We start from the raw sequence: 19508 nt of genomic DNA on the forward strand, positions 1-19508 counted from the left end.
ACTGGTCCACTGGGCAATGAAGCCGATAGCGGCAGGGCCGGTCAGCACGCCGGCGAACCCGATCGATCCGGCCGCCGCGAGTGCGAGATTTTGCGGCATGATGGTTTGCCGACCGACCGCGCTGTAGAGCAGCGGCACGATATTGGCCAATCCCGCCCCCACCAGCGCAAAGCCGGCGACCGCCAATGTCCAATGCAACGGCAATATGGCGATGCAGAAGCCGAAGGCGGCAATGATTGGTCCAAGACCCAGCATGATGCCATCGCCAAAGCGACGGACCAGCGCATCGCCGCTCAAGCGACCGACCGTCATCATCGTGGCGAAGGCGACATAGCCAAGGCCCGCCCGCGCTGCATCAAGATGGAAATGGTCCGACAGAAGCAGCGCGCTCCAGTCCAGCACCGATCCTTCCGCCATGAAGATGATAAAGCATAAGAGACCGATCCCCAGCACCACGCCGCGCGGCCAGGCATGGGCCGGCCCGCTGGCATTGCGTTCATCCGTGATGCGCGGCGTCGACACGGTCACGCCGATCATCACGGCGATCGCGACCAGCAGAATGGCGATCGCCGGCGACACGCCGGATCCCATCAGCACGCTCATCGTGCCGGCACCCAAGATGCACCCCATGCTATAGAAGCCGTGGAAGCCCGACATCAGACGCCGACCCAAAGCCTGTTCGGTATGGATTCCGTGCAGGTTGCGGGCGCAACTGAACAAGCCGATCGCCAGCCCCAGCACGAACAGCGCCGAGGCCAGAAACCAGGCCGATCGCGCCAGCGCCAGCAAGGGAAGGATCAGCGCAATGGCGTAACCCGATCCGGCAAAGAGCCGCCGGCACCCCAATTTCCCCACCAGACCGCCCGCCATGGGCATCGTCGTCATCGATCCGGCGCCCAGAGCCAGCAGGGCAAGCCCCAACTGGCCCGGATTAAGGCCGATCTGCGCCTGCACATGCGGAATGAGCGGCGCCCAGGCCGATATAGCATAGCCGGGCACGACAAAGGCGATCCGGGTTGCGGCCAGCAGACCGGGCGACGCCTTCGACAGCAGGGTAGTCGGTTCCAAGCGGCGCAAATCCTTATCCTGTCGGACACAGGCTTACCGCCATCCCGAAATGGGCAGGACAGGTCAAGGCTCCTTTACCAGCGCAGCAGCCCGACCAATTCCCCCCGCCATGGCCAGAGCAGGATCGCATTGAGCAGCAGCGTCACAATGCCGAACGCATATTCGACCACGCCGGGATCCAGCACGAAATTCCAGTAGCCGATCACGATGTTGAGCGGCACGCAGGCGAGCGCGGCCGGCAGCACCGCCCGGTTCGCCAATATGAGCAAGGCCGCGACCACTTCCATGACCTTGATCCAGGCGAACAGGCCCGAATGGATCAGCGCCAGCGTGAATTCCTGCGCCAGCGGCGTGTTGCCCAGCGGCTGAAGGTCGAAGGGGGTGAAATATTCCACCCCCGAGAAGAGGAACCAGCCGCCGAAGATGATCCGGGCGGCGGTGAAGGCCGCGCCGGTCCCGCGCCCCTGCGCATTGAGGCCGATCATGGTCAGAAGCCCGCAGGCGCCGCGTCGAGCAGGATCGTCTTGGTTTCCAGATAGGGATGCAGCCCCTCCACCCCGCCTTCGCGGCCAATGCCCGATTGCTTGAACCCGCCAAAGGGCAGGCCGAATTCCAGCTTCATGCCATTCTGGCCAAAGCCCCCGGCCCGGATGCGCCGGCCGATGCGATAGGCCGCGTCGGCATCATGGGTCAGCACCGATCCGTTGAGGCCGAAGGCGCTGTCATTGGCGATGCGGATCGCATCCTCCTCATCTTCCGCCGGGATCAGGCAGAGGACGGGACCGAAAATCTCCTCCTGCGCGATGCGGCTGGCGTTATCGACATTGGCGAACAGGGTCGGTTCGATGAAATAGCCCTTGTTCATATGCGCCGGGCGATTGCCGCCGGTGACGAGGTCGGCGCTCTCGCGGCCCAGCGCGACATATTCCTCCACCCGGTCCAGTTGCCGCTTCATCGCCACCGGGCCAAGCTGGGTATCGGGCGCGTCGCTATGGCCGATGCGGATGCCCTGCATCACTTTTGCGATGGCGTCGGCCAGTTCGTCATGCCGGTGCTTCGGCACGATGGCGCGGCTCAGCATGGCGCAGACCTGCCCGCTCATGATGGTGATGGTGTTGCCCAGGATCGCGGCGGCCACCTCGATCGGGAAGTCGTCGCGCACGATCGCCGCCGACTTGCCGCCCAGTTCCAGCGTGCAGCGCGCCACGCGCCCGGCGCAGACTTCGCCGATCCGCTTGCCCGCCAGCGTCGACCCGGTGAAAGTCACCTTGTCGATGCCGGGATTACGGACCAGATGATCGGACGCATCGCGCCCGGCGGCGACCAGATTGACGACCCCGGCGGGCACCCCGGCCGCCTCCGCCGCTTCGGCCATGATATAGGCCTCCAGCGGGGTTTCGGGCGAAGGTTTCATGATGACGGTGCAGCCCGCAACCAGTGCATAGGCGACCTTGGCCGACATGATGCCATAGGGCGCATTCCACGGCGCGATCGCCGCGACGACGCCGGCCGGTTCCTGCACGACGATGGCGGTGTCCACCATATGCGACGGGCGGCGCTCCACGAAGGGATAGCTGTCGGCATAGCCGGCGATCGCCATCATCGTCGCGGTGGCGCCGCCGGTCATGATCAGGGCGAAGCTGGCGAGGCCGCCGACCTGCGCGGTCCAGGCGGCCGCCAGTTCGGGCGCGCGCTTTTCCAGTTCCGCGCCCATGCGCCGGACAATCGCGCCGCGTTCCGCCGGGGCCATGGTCGGCCACGGCCCTTCGTCGAAGGCTTTGCGCGCGGCGGCGACAGCGCGGTCCATATCCGCCGCATTGCCTTCCGCGACCTGGGCGACGACCTCCTCGCTATTGGGCGAGACGATGTCGATCACGCCATCGCCGGTCGATGCGACCCATGCGCCGCCGATGAACAGCCTGTCGGGATGGGCAATGCGAACGGCGTCGGGCAACATGATCAATCCTCTCCTGCCTGTGCGCCGCCGCCCCTGATCCGGACGGTCGGCCAGCTGATGGAAACATCATAACGACCGTTATTATTATTGCAACGGTCAATCGGGCGGTTGGGGGGGGGGGGCGAAGATGGGGTGGCGTGTAGGATACTCCCGAAGTTCACAGTGTCGTCGGGGTCAAAAGGGCAGAACGCGCCTGCAAAGCCCTCGCGAAGCGTCCCCCAAGCGCCTGTGACGCGCCACCTGCCCCTGCGGAGACGCGCCTGTCAGGCGGCCGCAACGCGACGGGGACGCGGCAGAAACGCAACAGCTTTGCACCTGCCACGCGCGCGTCCCGCGCGTGGCGAGGGCGATCGATTTCAGGGGGGAGGATGGCGTCATCCGCCATGGTAGATCAGAAGAAATCCTACATTGTAAGAGTGTATCGGCGTGCAGTTGCGGGACATAGTCGGGATGGCGGAAAATGAATCGCCATTTTCCCGACGAACTGCGGATCCGGTTGCATAGCTGCTCCATTGACATTCTGACGCCACACATACACATGTCTGTATGTAACGACATATGGATGCACCAATGACAGCCACTTTCACCAGTCGGGAGTTCAATCGCGACCCTGGCAGCATCAAGCGTGCCGCCCTGTCTGGTCCCGTCTTCATCACCGACCGCAACAAGCCTTCGCTCGTTGTGATGGCGATCAAGGATTATGAGCGTTTGGCAGGGCGCGGCATGTCACTGTTGGACGTGCTGATGCCCGACGATGATCAGGATTTCGATTTTGAGCCGCCCAAGGCCCGTCTCGCTTCGCGTCCGGCGGAACTGGATTGATGTTCCTGATCGACACCAATGTCATTTCCGAAAGTCGCAAGGCCCGATCCGGTCGCGCAGCGCCGGCGGTCGTGGCATGGCTCAAGGCAACCGATCCCAGCACAACTTTCGTTTCGGCCATGTCGCTGTTCGAACTGGAACTGGGCGTGGTGCGTGTCGAGCGTCGTGATCCCGCACAGGGCGAGCGATTACGGCACTGGCTCGACCATATCGTCAAACCCGGCTTTGCCGGTCGTGTGCTGGCGATGGACTCGACAGTCGCAGTTGCTTGCGCTGCGCTGCACGTTCCCGATCCGGTAAGTGAGCGCGATGGCTGGATTGCCGCAACCGCTCAAGCGCATGGCTTGACCATAGTGACGCGCAATGTCGCTGACTTTGAGGCGACGGGCGTTCCCATACTCAACCCGTGGGAAGACGATTGAGCGCGTGCTGCGTGCCTTCACCTGACGGATTTCGCCTGATTGTCGGGCGTTGTCCGCGAATAGCGAATATGGTGGAAAGCAGGCATTGGAGGCGTCATTATCGACCGATGGTTTTTCTACGCAAGCTGATCCGTCCCTGTTCATCAACTATGCTGCTTGAGGCAGAGGGACAGCCCTTAATCCGGAACCCGTCAGAAGAGCAGGTGCGAACGGTAGTTCTCAAATTGCAGCGGGGAGGAACGTCTTTCGCGTCACTCACTGATGAGGCAGGAGATTACATACAGGTAGTAGGCAGTCGCCCATGGTGCGTCCTAGAGCGTCGCCGCATTAAGCCTCCGCAGCATGAGAGAGCTTTTCAGGAGACACCCACGCCCAAGTATAAGGATGGTGCCAAAATTATGACGGGCGCAGGGGAGATCGTTCTGAAGCACGATGAATGGTTCTTGTTAAAGGACGCTGCCGAGGTTTTCGCCGCCTTTCTTCATAAAGATCTGATGCCAGCGCGCGTGAAATGGCGATCAATGAACGAAATGTTCGGACTGACGTAAAGAACCACTTTCAGTTTGTGGGCTACTTTGGGCGTGCCTATGCCCGCGACGTGATTGCCTTCCGACCTGCCGACAATCCCATGTTGGCCGCGCATTCGTCACCCACCCAAAGAGCAGAACAGGGCTTCAGGCGCTCCTGAGCTTGTCGAAGGGCCGAACGGGGTTGGGTGATCCCCGATTGCGCGCATTCTGGGCCAGACGCATCTCAACACACGCCGCAATCCGAGTACATGGCCCCATGAAAAAGGCCCGCCCGCTTGTCGCGAACGGGCCTTCCTCCCCTTCCCTACGGCATGGCCGATCCTCGCCCTTTCGCCGGGGATCATCCCGGCCAGACAAGGATCAGAAATTCTTCTTCACGGTCACGGTCCATTCGCGCGGGCGGCCGACGGTGCCGGTCACGACGCCGAAGGTGCCGACATTTTCCGCGACGCCATTATAATAGAATTTGTCGAAGAGATTGGTGACGCCGGCGCTGAGCGACCAGTCCCTGTTCGCCGCCTGATAGGTCAGCCGCGCATTCACCAGGCTGGGCGGATCGATCAGATTATAGGCGTTGTTGACCGAATTATAATAGAAGTTGGAGCGCCAGGACCAGTCGATCCGCGGCGTCAGCGTGCCGTTGCCGCCCAGATCGGCCTCATACTGAATACCGGCCGACAATTGCCATTTGCTGATGAAGGGCGCGATCATGTCCTTCGTCACCAGCGTCGCGGCATTGGTGATCTTCGTATAGTCGAAATCGAGATAGCCGACCGATGCGTCGATCGACAGGCCGTCAGCCGGATGGAATTGCGCTTCCGCTTCCCAGCCGAACACTTCCGCATCGCCCGCATTGGACGGCACCGAGCAGGACAGCACCACGCTTTCCGGGCACTGATAGCGGACAAGCTGCATATCCTTATATTTATTGAGGAAGACCGCGCCGTTCAGGCGCAGCATGCGGCCCAGCAGATCGGCCTTGAAGCCCGCTTCATAAGTGGTCAGCGTTTCCGGGCCGAAGGTCAACACCTGATCCGGGGCGGACGGGCGCGGGTTGATGCCGCCGCCCTTGAAGCCGGTCGACAACTGGGCATAGGTCATCAGGTCGCCGGACCAGCGATAATTGACGCCCAGACGATAATCGAGCCGGTCGCCCTTGAACGTGCCGGTCAGCCCATCCAGCCCCGCCAGCAGGAAATTGGGGGTGAAGAAGGCGCCGCTCGGCAGGCTGCCGTCCACATTGCGGCGGGAATAGCGGTAGGTCTTCTTGTCGTCGGTGTAGCGCAGGCCGCCGATGATGTTGAAGGCGTCGGTCACATGAAATTCGCCATGGGCGAAGGCGGATATGCTGCGATTCTTGATCACATCGTCGGACATGAAGTCGAACAACAGGGTCGGGATCTGGCTGCGCCCTTTGATTGTGTCGGTCGCGCTATAATAGAAGCCGCCCACGGTCAGATCGACCAGATCGTTGAAATTGGCGCTGAGGCGCAGTTCCTGCGTGAACTGTTCATGGCCATAGGTGAATTGCTGGAGCAGGATGGCGAGCGGCGATCCGTCCACATCGATCGCGCTGGTGCCATGGGCTTCGCGCCAGCCGGTGATGGATTTGAGTTTCAGGCTGTCGGACAGATCATAATCGATCGTGCCGGACAGGCCCCATGCCTTGACCGTGCTGGTCGGGCTGGCGGTGAAGCCGCCCGGCGCGACCTGGGTCGGGATGCCGAAGGCGGTCGTATAATTGCCGCCGGTGGCATAGGTGGCGTATGAGGTGTAGCTTTTCGCCCCGGTCAGGAAGCGGCTGTCGAAGGGGATGCCGACCGTCGCATCGCTGGCGTCATAGCTGCGCACCGATGGATTATCGGCATAGAGCAATTTGGTGGCGACCACCTCGCTATTGTCGCGCGACACATCGCTCACGATGTTGATTTCGAGCGGCGATCCGGCGGGTGCGTAGCGGAGCGCGGCGCGCAGGCCCATCACGTCGATGCCGCCTTCGGTGCCGATATTGCAATTTTTATTGCCGCTGCTGGCCGGGATGCCCGATGTCGGATTGACGCAGCCATAGTCGAGCAGGCTCATATAGCCGTCGACATTTTTCGACACGCCGGACACGCGCAGGAACAGGTCGTTCGTCAGCGGAATATTGGCGCTGCCGCGCAGTTCGATCCGGTCGAACCGGCCATAGGTCGCCTCGATAAAGCCGCCGGGGGTGGAATCCGGCTTCTTGCTGAACAGCTTGACCGCGCCGCCGACGCTGTTCTTGCCGGCCAGCGTGCCCTGTGGCCCGCGCAGCACCTCCACCCGTTCCAGATCGGTCAGGTCCATGACCGCGCCGAAGGTGGTGCCATAATAAATGTCGTCGACATAGATGCCCACGCCCGGTTCCAGTGCGAAGCTGGCGTCAAGCTGGCCCACGCCGCGGATGAAGGCGGCGACGCTGTTGCCCTGAATGCTGGTCGCCGGGGCCAGCGCCACATTGGGCGCGAACTGGCCGAGATCGGTGACGCTAGTCTGGCTGCGCGCGGCCAGCGTATCGGCCGAGACGGCAGTGATCGCGATCGGCGTGTCCTGCAAATTCTGGGCGCGGAACTGGGCGGTGACGATGATGTCCGCGCTGTTGGCCTGATCGGCCGGTTGGTCCGGGGGTGTCGCTTCCTGCGCGAAGGCCGGCGCGGCGGTCATCGCCGCGACCAGGGCCAGCGCTGCACCATGGCCCCGAAATGCGCACTTTCCAAAGGATGTCATGCTTGTCCTCCCTCTTTTCATGGCCGCAGGCGTGGAAAGAGGGACCGGCGCCGCCTGTCGACGGCACCGGGCGGGCGGCGCTTGTGCGCCTGCCTTGCCCTTCATCCTCTCACCCGCCCCGCTGGCCGGTTCTGCTTTGCAGTCCTTGTTGGAGGGGAGGACGCATCGCCTTCCCTCTCCTGCAATCAATAACGATCGTTACTATTATGTCAAGCCGGTCGGCGACTTTTTGCGGTGGCAAGCTGCGCCGCCGATACCCAGGCGCCATGCACCTGCGCCCGCATCGGCAGGGGCATGGGCACCTGCGCAATCGGGCCTGCGTCGATCGCGCCAGCATCGACGATCCACAGGGCAGACTTGAAATCTGCTTCTCCCACCTGCCGGTCCACCACCATCAGCAACCAGCCTTCATGGTCGGGCCGTTGCGAGGGCACATGCACCGGCTCGCTGATCGCCATGCCGGGCTCCAGCCCCATCATGTCGATCCGGCCATTGCCCGGCTCGATCCGCAACAGCGCATTGAAAGCGACACCCACCGGCCCGCCCAGCAGCGGAGGGCCGCCGGCCATGTTCATCGACAGATACCAGGCCGCCCGATAGGGCCTGCCCTGATCCGCATCGCGAAGCCGCGGCATATCGCCCGGCGGGCCGACGACCCGCTCCTCATAGCCATCGCCCGGCTTTTCCATGTCGAAGGTCCAGCGGGTGAGGCCGCCATGAATGTCGCGCTGGTCGCGCTGAATGCCGCCGGCTTCGCGCATGAAACCAAAGGCATTGGTGTCCAACAGGCAGAGGTCGAGATGGATGCGGCCATCCTCCTCGAAGGCATTGAGCAGGTGGAAGGCGGAAATGCCCGGCCGACCCTTGAACCAGCGCATTTCCTCCACCTTGCCATAGCGGGGCATGATGCCGACCCAGCTATCCAGATGCTGCTGATGCGCCCAATGTTCGCCGCCAGCCTTCAGCCGGTCCAGGTCGGCGGTGGTGGGGAAGATCGGGAAGATCGCGTAATTTTGCGTGATCGCGAAATCATGGATGGTCGAGCAATAGGGCTGATCGAACCATTGTTCCGACACCAGATTGCCGTCGCGATCGGCGATGGCATAGGCGATCCTGGTGGAGCAGAGGCCGTCCGCCTCATAACCGAAGAAGAACATCTCCCCCGTGTCCGGATCGACGCGCGGATGGGCGGTGAAGGTCTGCGACGTGAAGGCGCCATGATAATCCCAGCGGCCGATCGTCGCCAGCGTGTCGGGATCGACCTCATAGCCCAGCCCGTCCTCCTTGGTCATGAACAGGCGGCCGCCATGCCAGACCGGTGTCGTATTGGCGACGGTCCGGTCGCGGCCGGCGACAGCAGGATCGTCGGTGAAAGGGTTGCGATAGCGGCCGAACAAGGCGCGGCGGGCGTCCTTCTCCAGCGCATAGCGCTCGGTTTCGACAAAACGGATGGCATAGTCGACCTTGCCGTCCTGAATCGCGAATTTCGCGACCATGCCGTCGCCCGACAGGACGATGTCATCATCGAACATCGGCGCATGCGCGGGATCGGGTACGGCACGGAAAAAGGCGCCGTCAATTTCAGCCGGAATGTCTCCGATCACGTCCAGATTGCGTGCCGACCATTCGACGCCAACGGGCGTGTTCAGGCCGATGAAATGGATGGTCCGGGGGTAGGCAGGCATAGCCTTTCGATCCTCTCTTATTTCGACTCATAGTAACAATCGTTATTATTGTTGCCAAGAGCAAGAGTCGGTCGCAGCCTATTTCAATCGCAAGGGCAGCCCCGCCGCAACGAAAAGGACTTCGGCGCAATGGGCGGCGACCGCCTGATTGATCGTCCCCGCCATGTCACGAAAGCGCCGGGCCAGCGCATTATCGGGCACGATGCCCAGTCCCACTTCATTGGCGACCAGAATGACCGGCCCCTGCGCATGGTCGAGCGCATTGATGAGCGCCGCAAGCGCGGCGTCCATATCCCGATCCGCCAGCAACAGGTTGGACGCCCATAGCGTCAGACAATCGATCAACAGCGTGCGGCCCGGCCGCGCCTGCGCCTGCACGACCTCCGCCAGATCGAACGGTGCATCGACCGTGCGCCAGCGCGCACCGCGATCGGCGCGGTGGCGGTCGATCCGGTCGGCCATTTCCGCGTCCAGCGCCTGCGCCGTCGCCACATAGATCAGTTCGCCCGGCATGGCCTCCGCGCGCATCTGCGCATGGCGGCTCTTACCCGATCGCGCGCCGCCCAGCACCAGCAGATGGTTCATCCCCATGCCCATGCGCTCCCCCCCGCCATCGCCGCCAGCAACAGGCAGGCCCGCCGATACAGGCGCAGCGCCCGCTCTATATCCTGCCCGTCCAGATCGCGGCGGCCCGATCCGATCCAGTCCTTCTCATGGCGTATGCCGTCATAGGTGATCGGCCCGGCCAGCGACAGGTTAAGCGCCCCGGCCATCGCCGCCTCCGGCCAGCCCGCATTGGGCGAAGCATGGCGGCGCGCATCGCGCCATAGAATGCGCCATCCGCGTCCAGCCGCCAGACACAGCAACAGCCCCGCCAGCCGCGCCGGAATCAGGTTCAGCCCATCGTCCAGCCGCGCCGCCGCCCAGCCAAAGGCCCGCCAGCGTTGCTCCTTATGCCCGATCAGGCTGTCGGCGGTATTGATCGCCTTATAGGCCCAAAGCCCCGGCAGTCCGCCGACCAGCAGCCAGAAGAGCGGCGCCGCCACGCCATCGCAGAAACTTTCCGCCAGACTTTCGATCGCGGCGCGCGCGACCCCGGCCCGGTCAAGCTGCGCCGTATCCCGCCCCACGATCATGCCGACAGCCCTGCGCGCCTGATCCAGATCGCCCCCGCTCAGCGGAACGGCCACGGCCCGGACATGGCGGTGCAGACTGCCCGCCGCCATGCCCGGCATCCAGCCAGCAGCGCGCCACCATGCATCCACCAGCAGGATCCACGCAGGCCCGCAACATCCGATCGCGCATCCATCGATCGCAGCGAACAGCCCGACCGGATGGCCGATCCGGCGCTGCACCGCATCGGGCCAGCCGATCGGCGCCTCCATCGCCATCGCCAGCAACGCCACCGGCTCAGCCATGGGTCAGCGCCCGGTCCAGGCGATCCAGCGCCGCCCCATCGGCCGGCAGGCCGAAGCGCAGCCAGTGCGGCTGATCGGCGAAGGGCCGGGTCAGGATGGCCGCCCGCGCCAGCCGGTCGAACAGGGCGGCTGCGTCATCGCAGGCAACCAGCCGAAACAACGGACAGGCCCCGGCCGGCTCCAGACCGTGACGACGCAATAGCGCATCCAGCCCCGCCCCCTGCGCCACCAGTGCCTTGCGGGTCGCATCGATCCACGCCGCATCGGCATAGGCAGCCCGCCCGATCGCCAGCGCCGCCGCCGACACCGGCCAGCTGCCCAGCCGCACACGATAGCGCGCAACAATTTCCTGCGGCCCCAGCAAAAACCCCAGCCGCACCCCGGCAAGGCCGAAAAATTTGCCGAAGGATCGGAAGATCAGCAGTCGCCGCCCCTCCCCGATCCGATCCGCCAGACTGAAGCCGGGATGGATGTCGACAAAGGCTTCATCGACCACCAGCCAGCCGCCCGTCGCCTCGACCCGCGCCAGCATTGCGTTGAGTTCGGCCGGAGTCAGCAAGCGGCCATCGGGATTGTTGGGATTGGCGAGCAGCATTGTCTCGCCCTCCCCGCCCGCCTCTTCATCAAGAGCGATGGCCCGACCAGCCGGATAAATATCGCCATGGGTGCGATAGCAGGGCGTGGCGTATCGCGCTGCGCCGGGCAGCATGTCGGCCAGCATGCGCAGCCCGATTTCCGTTCCCGGCAGCGCGCAGACATGGTCCGCCGCCACGCCGAAATAGCGGCCAGCAGCGCCCTCCAGATCGGCGAGCGCCCCTTCGCCGGGCAGGCTGGCCCAATCGATTCCGCCCGCGCGCTCGACCGGCCAGGGATTGGGATTGATCCCGGTCGACAGGTCGATCCAGTCCGCATCGCCGCCGCCATAATGGCGGCGCGCCGCATCCAGCCGGCCGCCATGATAGGTCCATGGACTTGTCACAGCCGCCCCGCGATCAGCGTCGCCAGCAACAGCCCGCTTTCCATCAGTTCGATCCCCGCGCCATGGCCATCACCGGATATGCCGCCCAGCAACCGGCGCAGCTTCCATGCCCAGTACAGCATCAGCAAAGGCGCCACCCACAGCGCCGGCGCGAACCAGCCTGCGGCCAGCAGCGCCGCCGCCCAGATCAGCAGGTCGACCCGTCTCACCGCATGCTGAAAGCGCGCGCCCAGCCCGTCATGCAGCGGCGGCAACCAGCGGCTCCAGACCAGCGGCCCGCCCCGCGCGACACCGGGGATCAAGATCAACGCCAGCCATGCCTGCTGATCCAGCAGACCATGGAGCAGCACCAGCTTCGCCGCGACCTGCACCGCCACCGCTACGGCACCCATCGCGCCGACATGCGGATCGGCCAGCACCACGCGCAGCCGATCCGGTCCCTTGTGCACGGCCCCCGACGCATCAGCCAGATCGGCAAGGCCATCCAGATGCAGCGCGCCCGTCACCCAGACCCAGGCGATCAGCGCCAGCAGCGCGCCGGTCCAGACATCGGCCCGCATGCCGATCCACGCTGCCCCGCCGATCATAACGCCCACGGCCAGACCCGCTGCCGGAAACCAGCGGATCGACGCTGCAAAATCCCGATCGTCCGCCGTAACGCGCGGCATGGGCAGGCGCGTCAAAAACTGGATCGCCAGCACCAGCCCCTTCATGTCGCCAGCCCGACAATCTGCCCCCAGCGCGGCTCTCCCCGCCACAGCCGCAGGGTCAGGCACGCGGCATAGGGCAGGTCGATCGCCCATGTCTGGCGCTGGTCGAAACCGCACAGGCTGGCCAGCGCCGCGCGCATCGCCCCGCCATGGGTGACGATCAATGCCGGTTCGGCCGACAGATCGGCAATCGCCGCGCCGACCCGCGCCACCAGCGCCGACCAGCGCTCGCCTCCGGGCGGCGGGCTAGCGTCAGGGTCGGCATGGAATTGCGCCAGCGCACCCGCGTCCAGCGTCGCCGGATCGGCGCCGTCCCACGCGCCAAAATCCAGCTCCCGCCATCGCACGTCGATCCGGGGCGTCAGGCCGCAATCCTGCGCGATCGCCGCCGCCGCCTGCGCCGTACGCGACAGGTCGGAACACTGGATCGCCGCCACATCCAGCCCCTTCGCCCGCGCCCGACAGGCGGCGATCCCCGCATCGGTCGAAGGCCAGTCGCCATGTCCCAGCAACCGCCCCGTTTCCGCCGGCGCGCCATGCCGCATCAGGTGGAGCAGCACGCTTTGCATCAACCGGCCGACACGCCCGCGTCGGCAAAGGTCGCCATCTGGTCATGCATCGCCAGCGCGGACCGCATCACCGCAACCGCAACCGCGCCGCCGCTGCCCTCACCCAGCCGCATGCCCAGGTCCAGCAGCGGCGTCAGCACCAGCCGTTTTAGCAGGCGTCCATGTGCCGCTTCGGCCGAACGATGGCCGGCGATCACATGGTTGCAAATGTCCGGTGCCCCTGCCGCCATCGCCCCCAGCGCAGCAGAACAGACAAAGCCGTCCAGCACCACGGGAATAAGATGATGCCGCGCCGCCAGCATCGCCCCGGCCATCGCCGCGATTTCACGCCCGCCCACGCAGCGCAGCGTTTCGAACGGCGTTCTGGGCAAATCGGCATGGCAGGCCATGGCAAGGTCGAGCACCTGTCGCTTGACCATCTGGCCATGCGCCCCAACCCCGGTGCCTGCGCCAACCCAATTCTGCGCCGTACCGCCGAAACTGCGCAGGCACAGCGCCGCCGCCGCCGTAGTGTTGCCAATGCCCATTTCGCCCAGCAACAACAGGTCCAGCGACGGATCGACCGCATCGGCTCCCGCATTGATCGCCGCCAGACATTGCGCCTCGCTCATCGCCGGTTCGACCGTGAAGTCCGCCGTCGGCCGGTCCAGATCGATCGGCACGATACGCAGGTCCAGTCCCGCCGCCCCGGCCAGCGCGTTGATAGCCGCGCCCCCGGCGGCGAAATTGGCCACCATCTGCGCCGTCACTTCTGCAGGAAAGGCGCTGACCCCATGCCGGGTCACGCCATGATTGCCGGCGAAGACCAGCGCCAGGCCATGGTCGATCCGCGGCCGCGCCCGCCCCTGCCATCCCGCCATGAACAACGCAATGTCTTCCAGCCGGCCCAGCGATCCGGCCGGCTTGGTCAGTTGCATCTGTCGCGCGGCGGCGGCATCGCGCGCCGCCTGATCCGGGCCGGGCAGCGACGCCAGCGCCGCCTCGAACGCGGCGACGGTTGGAAAGCGGCTCATGTCGCGACGAAACCGGGCGGCGGGGTGCGGACGATGAAATGACCCTTCACCCCCTGCGGCCAGTCGGCAAAGGGCACGCGGCCATGCTCGCTCTCCGCATAATGGGCGGCATAGTCCAGGATCGCGCGCGCAGCCTCCTCATCGGGGGTGAAGCGCCCCAACACATAACCGACTTTGCCCGGCGCGCGCAGATGGACGGTGCAATGCTCCGAACAGGCGAACAGGCAGGGCATGTCCTGCACTGCGACACCCTCATAGCGGGGCGACTGGGCCTTCACCCGCCGCAATGCTTCCGCCAGCCGCGCGCCGCCGCGCACGCCTTCCGCATCCTCGCGCGCATCGGGCGAATGGCGACAGCTGTTGCACACCACCACTGCGGGCACATCCTCGACCGGCCGCAACATGGCTCAGGCCGGCCTCTGGCTGGAAAATCTATATATAAATGACGCGCGCATCATGATCCCCGGTCCGTGACAGGACCGCGCGGCGACGAAACGACGATGCAATGCACTTCACGCGCACGACATCCCCGCCGCGCTCCCGCACGGTCGGCTCGTCGTTGCGCGAGGGATGACCCCGTTCGCCCGGCACACCCTGTCCGGTCGAAGAACGACCACGGCCGGCAGGTCTCCTGGCTTGCGGGTCAATGCCGGGGCGAAGCGCCTTCTCGGGACAGGCGTCCCAATGGCTTGTGCCTCGCTGGCTCGCCGCTCACAGTTGCAGGGGCAGCCGGGGTCTTGAACCCCGTTCCCTTTTGATCCCCTTGCGGGGAACCGGACGCAGCGCCGGCCCTATCGGACTTGGCTGGGGCGATCAAGGCGCTTGAGGACATGGTCCGCGCCCTTGTCGCCAATCATGATCGCCGTCGCATTGGTGTTGCCCGCCGGCAGCGTCGGCATGACCGAGGCATCGGCCACCCACAGGCCGTCAATGCCGATCACCGCCAGATCGGCATCGACCACCGCCTGCGGATCGTCCGCCCTGCCCATCTTCGCCGTGCCGACCGGGTGATAGAGCGGGATCGACGCCATCTTCACATAGGCGCGCAACTGTTGCGGATCGGTCAGGTCAGGTCCGGGCCGCAATTCATCTATTATATGTGTCGCAATCGGTGTCTCACGCAGGATCGACCGGGCGATGCCGATCCCCTCGACGATCTGGTCGATGTCATCGTCGCTGCCCAGCTGGCGATGCGCGATCTTCGGCGGCGCGAAAGCATCGGCCGATCGCAGGCTGATCCGTCCGCGATGACTGGGCCGCATCAATCCGACCAGCGTCGAGACGGACGGCGTCTTGCGCAGCATCAGCCGGCCCCGCGCATCAAAGTCGAACGCGAAGGCGGCGAAGCTGATCTGGAGATTGGGCGCGGGCAAATCCGACCGGCTTTTCACGAACGCCTGGGCGTGGCCGATCGCCGTGGTCAGCGCGCCCCGCCGGGCAAGCGCATAGCGCAACAACTGCCATGCTCCGCGCAGTCCCTGCGCATCGCTGTTCAGCGTCCTCACATCGACTTCGTTGACGACATGGGTGCCGACATGATCCTGCAAATTGCCGCCGACGCCGGGCAGATCGCGCACGACATCAATGCCATGAGCGCGCAGATGATCGGCCGGACCGATGCCCGACAGCATCAGCAGGCGCGGCGTGTTCATCGCGCCGGCGCTCAGCACCACGCCATGACGCGCGCGCAGCATCTTTTCGACGCCATCCTGCCAATAGACGATGCCGATGGCGCGATTATTGTCGATCAGGATACGCAGCAATTGCGCGCCCAGCAGGATGGCGGGCGCTTTGCCGCCACGCCGTTCGTGCAGATAGCCTCGCGCCGCCGAACAGCGCTCACCGCCCCGCTGCGATACCTGCACATAATCGACGCCCTCGGCGCTTTCGCCATTCAGGTCTGGCGATCGGGCGATGCCTGCCGCCTGCGCCGCGGCGATCCATTGATCGGTAATCGGATAACGCGCACGGCCTTCCGACACCGCAATCGGCCCACCCGCGCCGCGCCATGTGTCGGCGCCGCGCTCATTATCCTCCAGCCGCCGGAAATAGGGCAGGACCGCTTCATAATCCCAGCCCGCCACGCCCTGCCGCGCCCATTCGTCATAATCCCAGCGATGGCCACGAATGAACATCATGCCGTTGAGCGCGCTGCCCCCGCCCAGCATCCTGCCCGCCGGCCAGATGTCCGCCCGCCCGCCCAGCGACGGGTCCGGCTCCACCTGATAACACCAGTCATAGGCCGGGTTCTGGACGATCGCGCTGGTCAGCGCCGGGATGCGCGATCGCATATGCCGGTCGGTCCCGCCCGCCTCGATCAGCGCGACGGCAAGGCCCGCTTCGGCGAGCCGCCCGGCCATGGCGCATCCCGCCGACCCGCCGCCAACGACGATGAGATCCGTCTCTTCCATGATCATTCCTAGAAATTGGACATGATGGCGGCGCTGGGCGCGTCGATCGGCTGGCCCGCCGCCCGCATCTTCGTTTCGCGTGCGTGCAGCTTGCCCTGTTCGTCGATCAGCCAGGCGTGGATCGCATCCACATCCTGAACGCTCAGCAGGTCATCCCAGCGCGGCATCCCGCCGGGCAGCAACACCCCCTCCCGCACGATCGGCGCGAAGACATCATGCGTCGCCGGCTGCATCCGGCGCAGATCGGGCGCGGTGGAGCGCAACTGATTGCTGTGGCAGATAGCGCAATTCTGGAAGAACAGCGCCTGCCCCTGCGCGATCGTCGCTGAAGTCACGCCCGGCTTTTGCGCAGGCGGTGCGAGCGCGGCCTCCATCGGCGGCAATTCCGCCGGTTTGGGCACCGGCCCGCCGTCCAGCCTGAACACCAGGATGCGGTTGGCGTTGCCATAGCGATAGGCGGCCGAATAGCGCGGCACATAGCCCCATCCGCCACCGCCAAAGCCCGTCGCGACCGCAACATATTGCACGCCCTTCACCCGATAGGTCATGGGCGCCGCCATGATCGAACTGCCGGTGTCGATTGCCTTGATCAGCTTGCCCGTGTCAGCATCGCGAACGATCAGCTTGCCGCCAATCGTACCATGGAAGATCAGGCCAGATGCAGTGGACAGCATGCCCATCCGGTCCTGCCAGCCTTCGGTCGGCACCGACCAGCGCGCCTTGCCGGTCAGCGGATCGATGGCGCGCAACTCGCTGCTATAGGGCTTGTCCTTGACCCATTGCATTTCGGGCAACTTTTCCACCTGTTCGCGGATCGCGGGCGGCAAAGTGGGCAGCAATGCCTGCAATTGCGGCGTGAAGATCAGGGTCGTCTGGACATTCAGCGCCTTGGGACGCCGCGCTTCCGCCGGGGTGCCGGGCGGCACGGTGAACATCAAATTCCCCATATCCAGCACGGAGGCGTAATAGCTTTTCCGCTGCGCATCATAGGCCGCCGGATACCAGTTACGCGCACCCGCCGAGGCCGGGAAGATCAGGCGCGGGCCATTCCAGAAGTCGGTGCGCTCCGGCGTCATCTGCGGCACGCCATCCTTGTCGAACCCTTTGGTCCAGTTGGTCCGCACCAGCGCGTTGACCCGCAGCGGTTTGCCGGCTTGCCGGTCCAGCACGAACAGATAGCCATTTTTGGGCGAATGGAGGATGACCGGCCGAACCTGCCCGTCCACCTCCATCTCCGTCAGCACCATCGGCTGGGTGGCGGTGAAGTCCCAGCTGTCGCCGGGCGTTTCCTGATAATGCCATTTGACCGCGCCGCTTTTGGCATCGAGGGCGACGATCGAGGAGAGATAGAGGTTGGTGCCGCCCTTGGGCGACCGGGTCGCGATCGAATAGGGGCCGCCATTGCCGACGCCGATATAAACGGTGCCGAACTTGGGATCGTAATTGATCGCGTCCCATACGGTGCCGCCGCCGCCAATATCCCAGCGGCTGTTGGCGTCCCAGGTCTTGAGCGCGGCGTCGAGCGCCTTATCCTCCTGCGGCCCCTTCGCCGGATCATGCGGCACGGTGTAAAAGCGCCAGGCCTGCCCGCCGTCGGCAATGCGATAGGCGGTGACATAGCCGCGCGTGTCATATTCCGCGCCGGCATTCCCGATCAGCACCAGATCGCCCGCTACTTCGGGCGCGCCGGTGCTGGTGTAACCCCGGCTATGATCGACCACCGTGTCGACTTTCCAGACGACTTTGCCGCTCTTCGCGTCGAGTGCATACAGCATCCCGTCGAGCGCGCCGACCATCACCTTGCCATTGGCGAGCGCGACGCCGCGATTGGCCTGATCGCAGCAGGCGGATCGGTTCGCCTGCATGTCGACCTCCGGCTCGAAGGTCCAGAGCGGCTTGCCGCTCGCCGCGTCCAGCGCATAGACGCGGCCCAGATTGCCACTGGTGTACATCACGCCATCGACCACCACCGGCGTCGCTTCCTGGACGCGACTGGTGTTGAGGTCATAGGACCAGGCAAGGCCGAGCTTTGCGACATTATCCTTGTCGATATCGGTCAGGCGCGAATGATGGCTGCCCCAGACGTCGCCGCCGGTATAGGGCCAGTCGTCGCCTGCCCCCGCGTCGCTGCCGCCACGCGCGCACCCCGCCAGCGCCAGCAACCCGGCCAATGCCAATAGCGCCTTTCTCACAGCGGCCAGCTTCCCTTATGCGCCAGCATCACGTCGCGCAGGCTTTTGGGCTTGCGGCCGGTGATCGTCTCGACCCAATCGGTCTTTTGCGCGAAATAGCCTTCGCGGATCGACTGGCCGAACGTCACCATATCGTCACTCGACCAGGGGATCGGCCCGTCAGGGATGATGTCGGAGGCATGGCGCGGCGCGCCCAGCCCATCGAAATAGGCGAACATCGCATCATCATCGACCGCTTCGACCAGGATCGGCTTGCCCGCCAGTTCGCTCGCCAGCGCCATCGCCTGCGGAATGGTGATGAGGTCGGGGCCGGTCAGCACATAGGCCTTATTCTCATGACCCGACTGGGTCAGAACGCCAACGGCCGTCGCGACGCAATCGTCGCGGCTGACGAAGGCGACCGGCCCGTCACCGCAATTGTCGGGCTTTCCGCCCGCCATCAGCGCCGGGATCGTCATCGGCCCGGCGATCGCCTCGGCATATTGGCTGTCGCGCAAATGCGTCCACGCCGCGCCCGACGCCTCGATAATCTCCTCGGTTGCGCGATGGTCATGTTTGACGATGGCCGGATTGCCTGGCGCGTCGGCGGCGATGATCGATGTGTAGACGATATGCCTCACGCCGGCCGCCATTGCCGCCTCCACGGCGTTGCGATGCTGGCCGACTCGCGTGCCGACCCGCGCGGTGCTGATCAGCAGCATCTTCTCGCCCCCGGCCATGGCGGCCGGCAGGCTGGCGGGATCGTCAAAATCGGCAAAGCGCACATCCGCGCCCTTTGCCGCCATATCGGCCAGCTTCGCCGGCGTGCGGGTCAGCAATATCGCGTCCCGCGGCGCGACCTCTTCCAGCAGCAATTCCGCCGCCGCCCGGCCGAAGGATCCCGAAGCGCCTGAAATGATGATCTTCCCCATGCGTCCTCTCGCTTGCATGATCTGCCGTCTTGTTGCAGACAACCGTAACGATTGTTATTATTACGTCAAGAGA

Annotated in this window: 18 protein-coding genes and 1 riboswitch (1 of these 19 only partly in view); of the genes, 3 read left to right on the forward strand and 15 right to left on the reverse strand. The window is 64.9% G+C overall.

Annotated features, from left to right (window positions below):
* The 3 genes from ACFOKF_RS23395 to ACFOKF_RS23405 all read right to left on the reverse strand — a co-directional run.
* Positions 1-1068, reverse strand: the 5' portion of a protein-coding gene (locus ACFOKF_RS23395) for an MFS transporter (RefSeq protein ID WP_380798996.1). The gene continues 81 nt to the left of window position 1, outside the view; only the first 1068 of its 1149 coding nucleotides appear in the window; it begins with the start codon at positions 1066-1068; the stop codon falls past the left edge of the window.
* A 74-nt stretch (positions 1069-1142) separates the two neighbouring features.
* Entirely contained in the window at positions 1143-1553 is a 411-nt protein-coding gene (locus ACFOKF_RS23400) for a hypothetical protein (protein ID WP_380798998.1), read from the reverse strand.
* A 2-nt stretch (positions 1554-1555) separates the two neighbouring features.
* Positions 1556-3025, reverse strand: a complete 1470-nt coding sequence (locus ACFOKF_RS23405) for an aldehyde dehydrogenase (RefSeq protein ID WP_380799000.1) — start codon at positions 3023-3025, stop codon at positions 1556-1558.
* A gap of 570 nt (positions 3026-3595) precedes the next feature.
* On the opposite strand from ACFOKF_RS23405, the gene ACFOKF_RS23410 reads away from it, so the two are divergent.
* The 3 genes from ACFOKF_RS23410 (at position 3596) to ACFOKF_RS23420 (ending at position 4817) form a co-directional block, all read left to right on the forward strand.
* Positions 3596-3847, forward strand: coding sequence for a type II toxin-antitoxin system Phd/YefM family antitoxin (locus tag ACFOKF_RS23410; protein ID WP_093086975.1), 252 nt, complete (start codon positions 3596-3598; stop codon positions 3845-3847).
* Positions 3847-4269: a type II toxin-antitoxin system VapC family toxin gene (locus ACFOKF_RS23415; RefSeq protein WP_380799001.1), complete on the forward strand. Its 423-nt coding sequence runs from the start codon at positions 3847-3849 to the stop codon at positions 4267-4269. Before ACFOKF_RS23410 ends, ACFOKF_RS23415 begins: the two co-directional genes overlap by 1 nt.
* Positions 4270-4667: 398 nt before the next feature.
* Positions 4668-4817 (forward strand): hypothetical protein, encoded by a 150-nt coding sequence (locus ACFOKF_RS23420; RefSeq protein WP_380799002.1) that lies wholly within the window; start codon positions 4668-4670, stop codon positions 4815-4817.
* A gap of 342 nt (positions 4818-5159) precedes the next feature.
* On the opposite strand, the gene ACFOKF_RS23425 is transcribed toward ACFOKF_RS23420, so the two are convergent.
* The 12 genes from ACFOKF_RS23425 to ACFOKF_RS23480 all read right to left on the reverse strand — a co-directional run bounded on the left by ACFOKF_RS23425 (position 5160) and on the right by ACFOKF_RS23480 (position 19435).
* Entirely contained in the window at positions 5160-7547 is a 2388-nt protein-coding gene (locus ACFOKF_RS23425) for a TonB-dependent receptor (RefSeq protein WP_380799004.1), read from the reverse strand.
* Between the two features lie 209 nt (positions 7548-7756).
* Entirely contained in the window at positions 7757-9232 is a 1476-nt protein-coding gene (locus ACFOKF_RS23430; protein ID WP_380799005.1) for a carotenoid oxygenase family protein, read from the reverse strand.
* A 78-nt stretch (positions 9233-9310) separates the two neighbouring features.
* Positions 9311-9817: a bifunctional adenosylcobinamide kinase/adenosylcobinamide-phosphate guanylyltransferase gene (gene cobU / locus ACFOKF_RS23435; RefSeq protein WP_380799346.1), complete on the reverse strand. Its 507-nt coding sequence runs from the start codon at positions 9815-9817 to the stop codon at positions 9311-9313.
* Positions 9814-10650, reverse strand: coding sequence for an adenosylcobinamide-phosphate synthase CbiB (cbiB, locus tag ACFOKF_RS23440; RefSeq protein WP_380799007.1), 837 nt, complete (start codon positions 10648-10650; stop codon positions 9814-9816). Before cbiB ends, cobU begins: the two co-directional genes overlap by 4 nt.
* Positions 10643-11629 carry a threonine-phosphate decarboxylase gene (locus tag ACFOKF_RS23445; protein WP_380799009.1) on the reverse strand — a complete coding sequence of 329 codons (987 nt, stop codon included), beginning with the start codon at positions 11627-11629 and terminating at the stop codon, positions 10643-10645. The genes cbiB and ACFOKF_RS23445 overlap by 8 nt, the downstream gene beginning before the upstream one ends.
* Complete coding sequence (locus tag ACFOKF_RS23450) at positions 11626-12342, reverse strand: adenosylcobinamide-GDP ribazoletransferase (protein WP_380799010.1); 717 nt, start codon at positions 12340-12342, stop codon at positions 11626-11628. Before ACFOKF_RS23450 ends, ACFOKF_RS23445 begins: the two co-directional genes overlap by 4 nt.
* Positions 12339-12908: a histidine phosphatase family protein gene (locus ACFOKF_RS23455; protein ID WP_380799011.1), complete on the reverse strand. Its 570-nt coding sequence runs from the start codon at positions 12906-12908 to the stop codon at positions 12339-12341. The genes ACFOKF_RS23450 and ACFOKF_RS23455 overlap by 4 nt, the downstream gene beginning before the upstream one ends.
* Entirely contained in the window at positions 12908-13921 is a 1014-nt protein-coding gene (gene cobT / locus ACFOKF_RS23460) for a nicotinate-nucleotide--dimethylbenzimidazole phosphoribosyltransferase (protein ID WP_380799013.1), read from the reverse strand. Before cobT ends, ACFOKF_RS23455 begins: the two co-directional genes overlap by 1 nt.
* Positions 13918-14325: a DUF1636 domain-containing protein gene (locus ACFOKF_RS23465; RefSeq protein WP_380799014.1), complete on the reverse strand. Its 408-nt coding sequence runs from the start codon at positions 14323-14325 to the stop codon at positions 13918-13920. The genes cobT and ACFOKF_RS23465 overlap by 4 nt, the downstream gene beginning before the upstream one ends.
* Positions 14326-14525: 200 nt before the next feature.
* A riboswitch (cobalamin riboswitch) is annotated at positions 14526-14714 on the reverse strand.
* On the reverse strand, positions 14713-16332 hold the full coding sequence (locus ACFOKF_RS23470; RefSeq protein WP_380799015.1) for a GMC family oxidoreductase: 1620 nt from the start codon (positions 16330-16332) through the stop codon (positions 14713-14715). It overlaps the preceding riboswitch by 2 nt.
* A gap of 8 nt (positions 16333-16340) precedes the next feature.
* Positions 16341-18524 (reverse strand): PQQ-dependent dehydrogenase, methanol/ethanol family, encoded by a 2184-nt coding sequence (locus ACFOKF_RS23475; protein WP_380799017.1) that lies wholly within the window; start codon positions 18522-18524, stop codon positions 16341-16343.
* A complete protein-coding gene (locus ACFOKF_RS23480) occupies positions 18521-19435 on the reverse strand; it encodes an NAD(P)H-binding protein (RefSeq protein ID WP_380799018.1) in 915 nt (304 codons plus the stop codon). The genes ACFOKF_RS23475 and ACFOKF_RS23480 overlap by 4 nt, the downstream gene beginning before the upstream one ends.
* Between the last annotated feature and the right edge of the window lie 73 nt (positions 19436-19508).

The organism is Sphingobium rhizovicinum (assembly GCF_042647625.1).
GTDB classification, from domain to species: Bacteria; Pseudomonadota; Alphaproteobacteria; order Sphingomonadales; family Sphingomonadaceae; genus Sphingobium; species Sphingobium rhizovicinum.

Coding starts and splice junctions, on each gene's coding strand:
- ACFOKF_RS23470 (WP_380799015.1), bottom strand. CDS start 16,332: ATGGAAGAGACGGATCTCATCGTCGTTGGCGGCGGGTCGGCGGGATGC.
- ACFOKF_RS23480 (WP_380799018.1), bottom strand. CDS start 19,435: ATGGGGAAGATCATCATTTCAGGCGCTTCGGGATCCTTCGGCCGGGCG.
- ACFOKF_RS23450 (WP_380799010.1), bottom strand. CDS start 12,342: ATGAAGGGGCTGGTGCTGGCGATCCAGTTTTTGACGCGCCTGCCCATG.
- cobT (WP_380799013.1), bottom strand. CDS start 13,921: ATGAGCCGCTTTCCAACCGTCGCCGCGTTCGAGGCGGCGCTGGCGTCG.
- ACFOKF_RS23415 (WP_380799001.1), top strand. CDS start 3,847: ATGTTCCTGATCGACACCAATGTCATTTCCGAAAGTCGCAAGGCCCGA.
- ACFOKF_RS23465 (WP_380799014.1), bottom strand. CDS start 14,325: ATGTTGCGGCCGGTCGAGGATGTGCCCGCAGTGGTGGTGTGCAACAGC.
- ACFOKF_RS23400 (WP_380798998.1), bottom strand. CDS start 1,553: ATGATCGGCCTCAATGCGCAGGGGCGCGGGACCGGCGCGGCCTTCACC.
- ACFOKF_RS23420 (WP_380799002.1), top strand. CDS start 4,668: ATGACGGGCGCAGGGGAGATCGTTCTGAAGCACGATGAATGGTTCTTG.
- ACFOKF_RS23455 (WP_380799011.1), bottom strand. CDS start 12,908: ATGCAAAGCGTGCTGCTCCACCTGATGCGGCATGGCGCGCCGGCGGAA.
- ACFOKF_RS23405 (WP_380799000.1), bottom strand. CDS start 3,025: ATGTTGCCCGACGCCGTTCGCATTGCCCATCCCGACAGGCTGTTCATC.
- ACFOKF_RS23430 (WP_380799005.1), bottom strand. CDS start 9,232: ATGCCTGCCTACCCCCGGACCATCCATTTCATCGGCCTGAACACGCCC.
- ACFOKF_RS23410 (WP_093086975.1), top strand. CDS start 3,596: ATGACAGCCACTTTCACCAGTCGGGAGTTCAATCGCGACCCTGGCAGC.
- ACFOKF_RS23425 (WP_380799004.1), bottom strand. CDS start 7,547: ATGACATCCTTTGGAAAGTGCGCATTTCGGGGCCATGGTGCAGCGCTG.
- cbiB (WP_380799007.1), bottom strand. CDS start 10,650: ATGGCTGAGCCGGTGGCGTTGCTGGCGATGGCGATGGAGGCGCCGATC.
- cobU (WP_380799346.1), bottom strand. CDS start 9,817: ATGAACCATCTGCTGGTGCTGGGCGGCGCGCGATCGGGTAAGAGCCGC.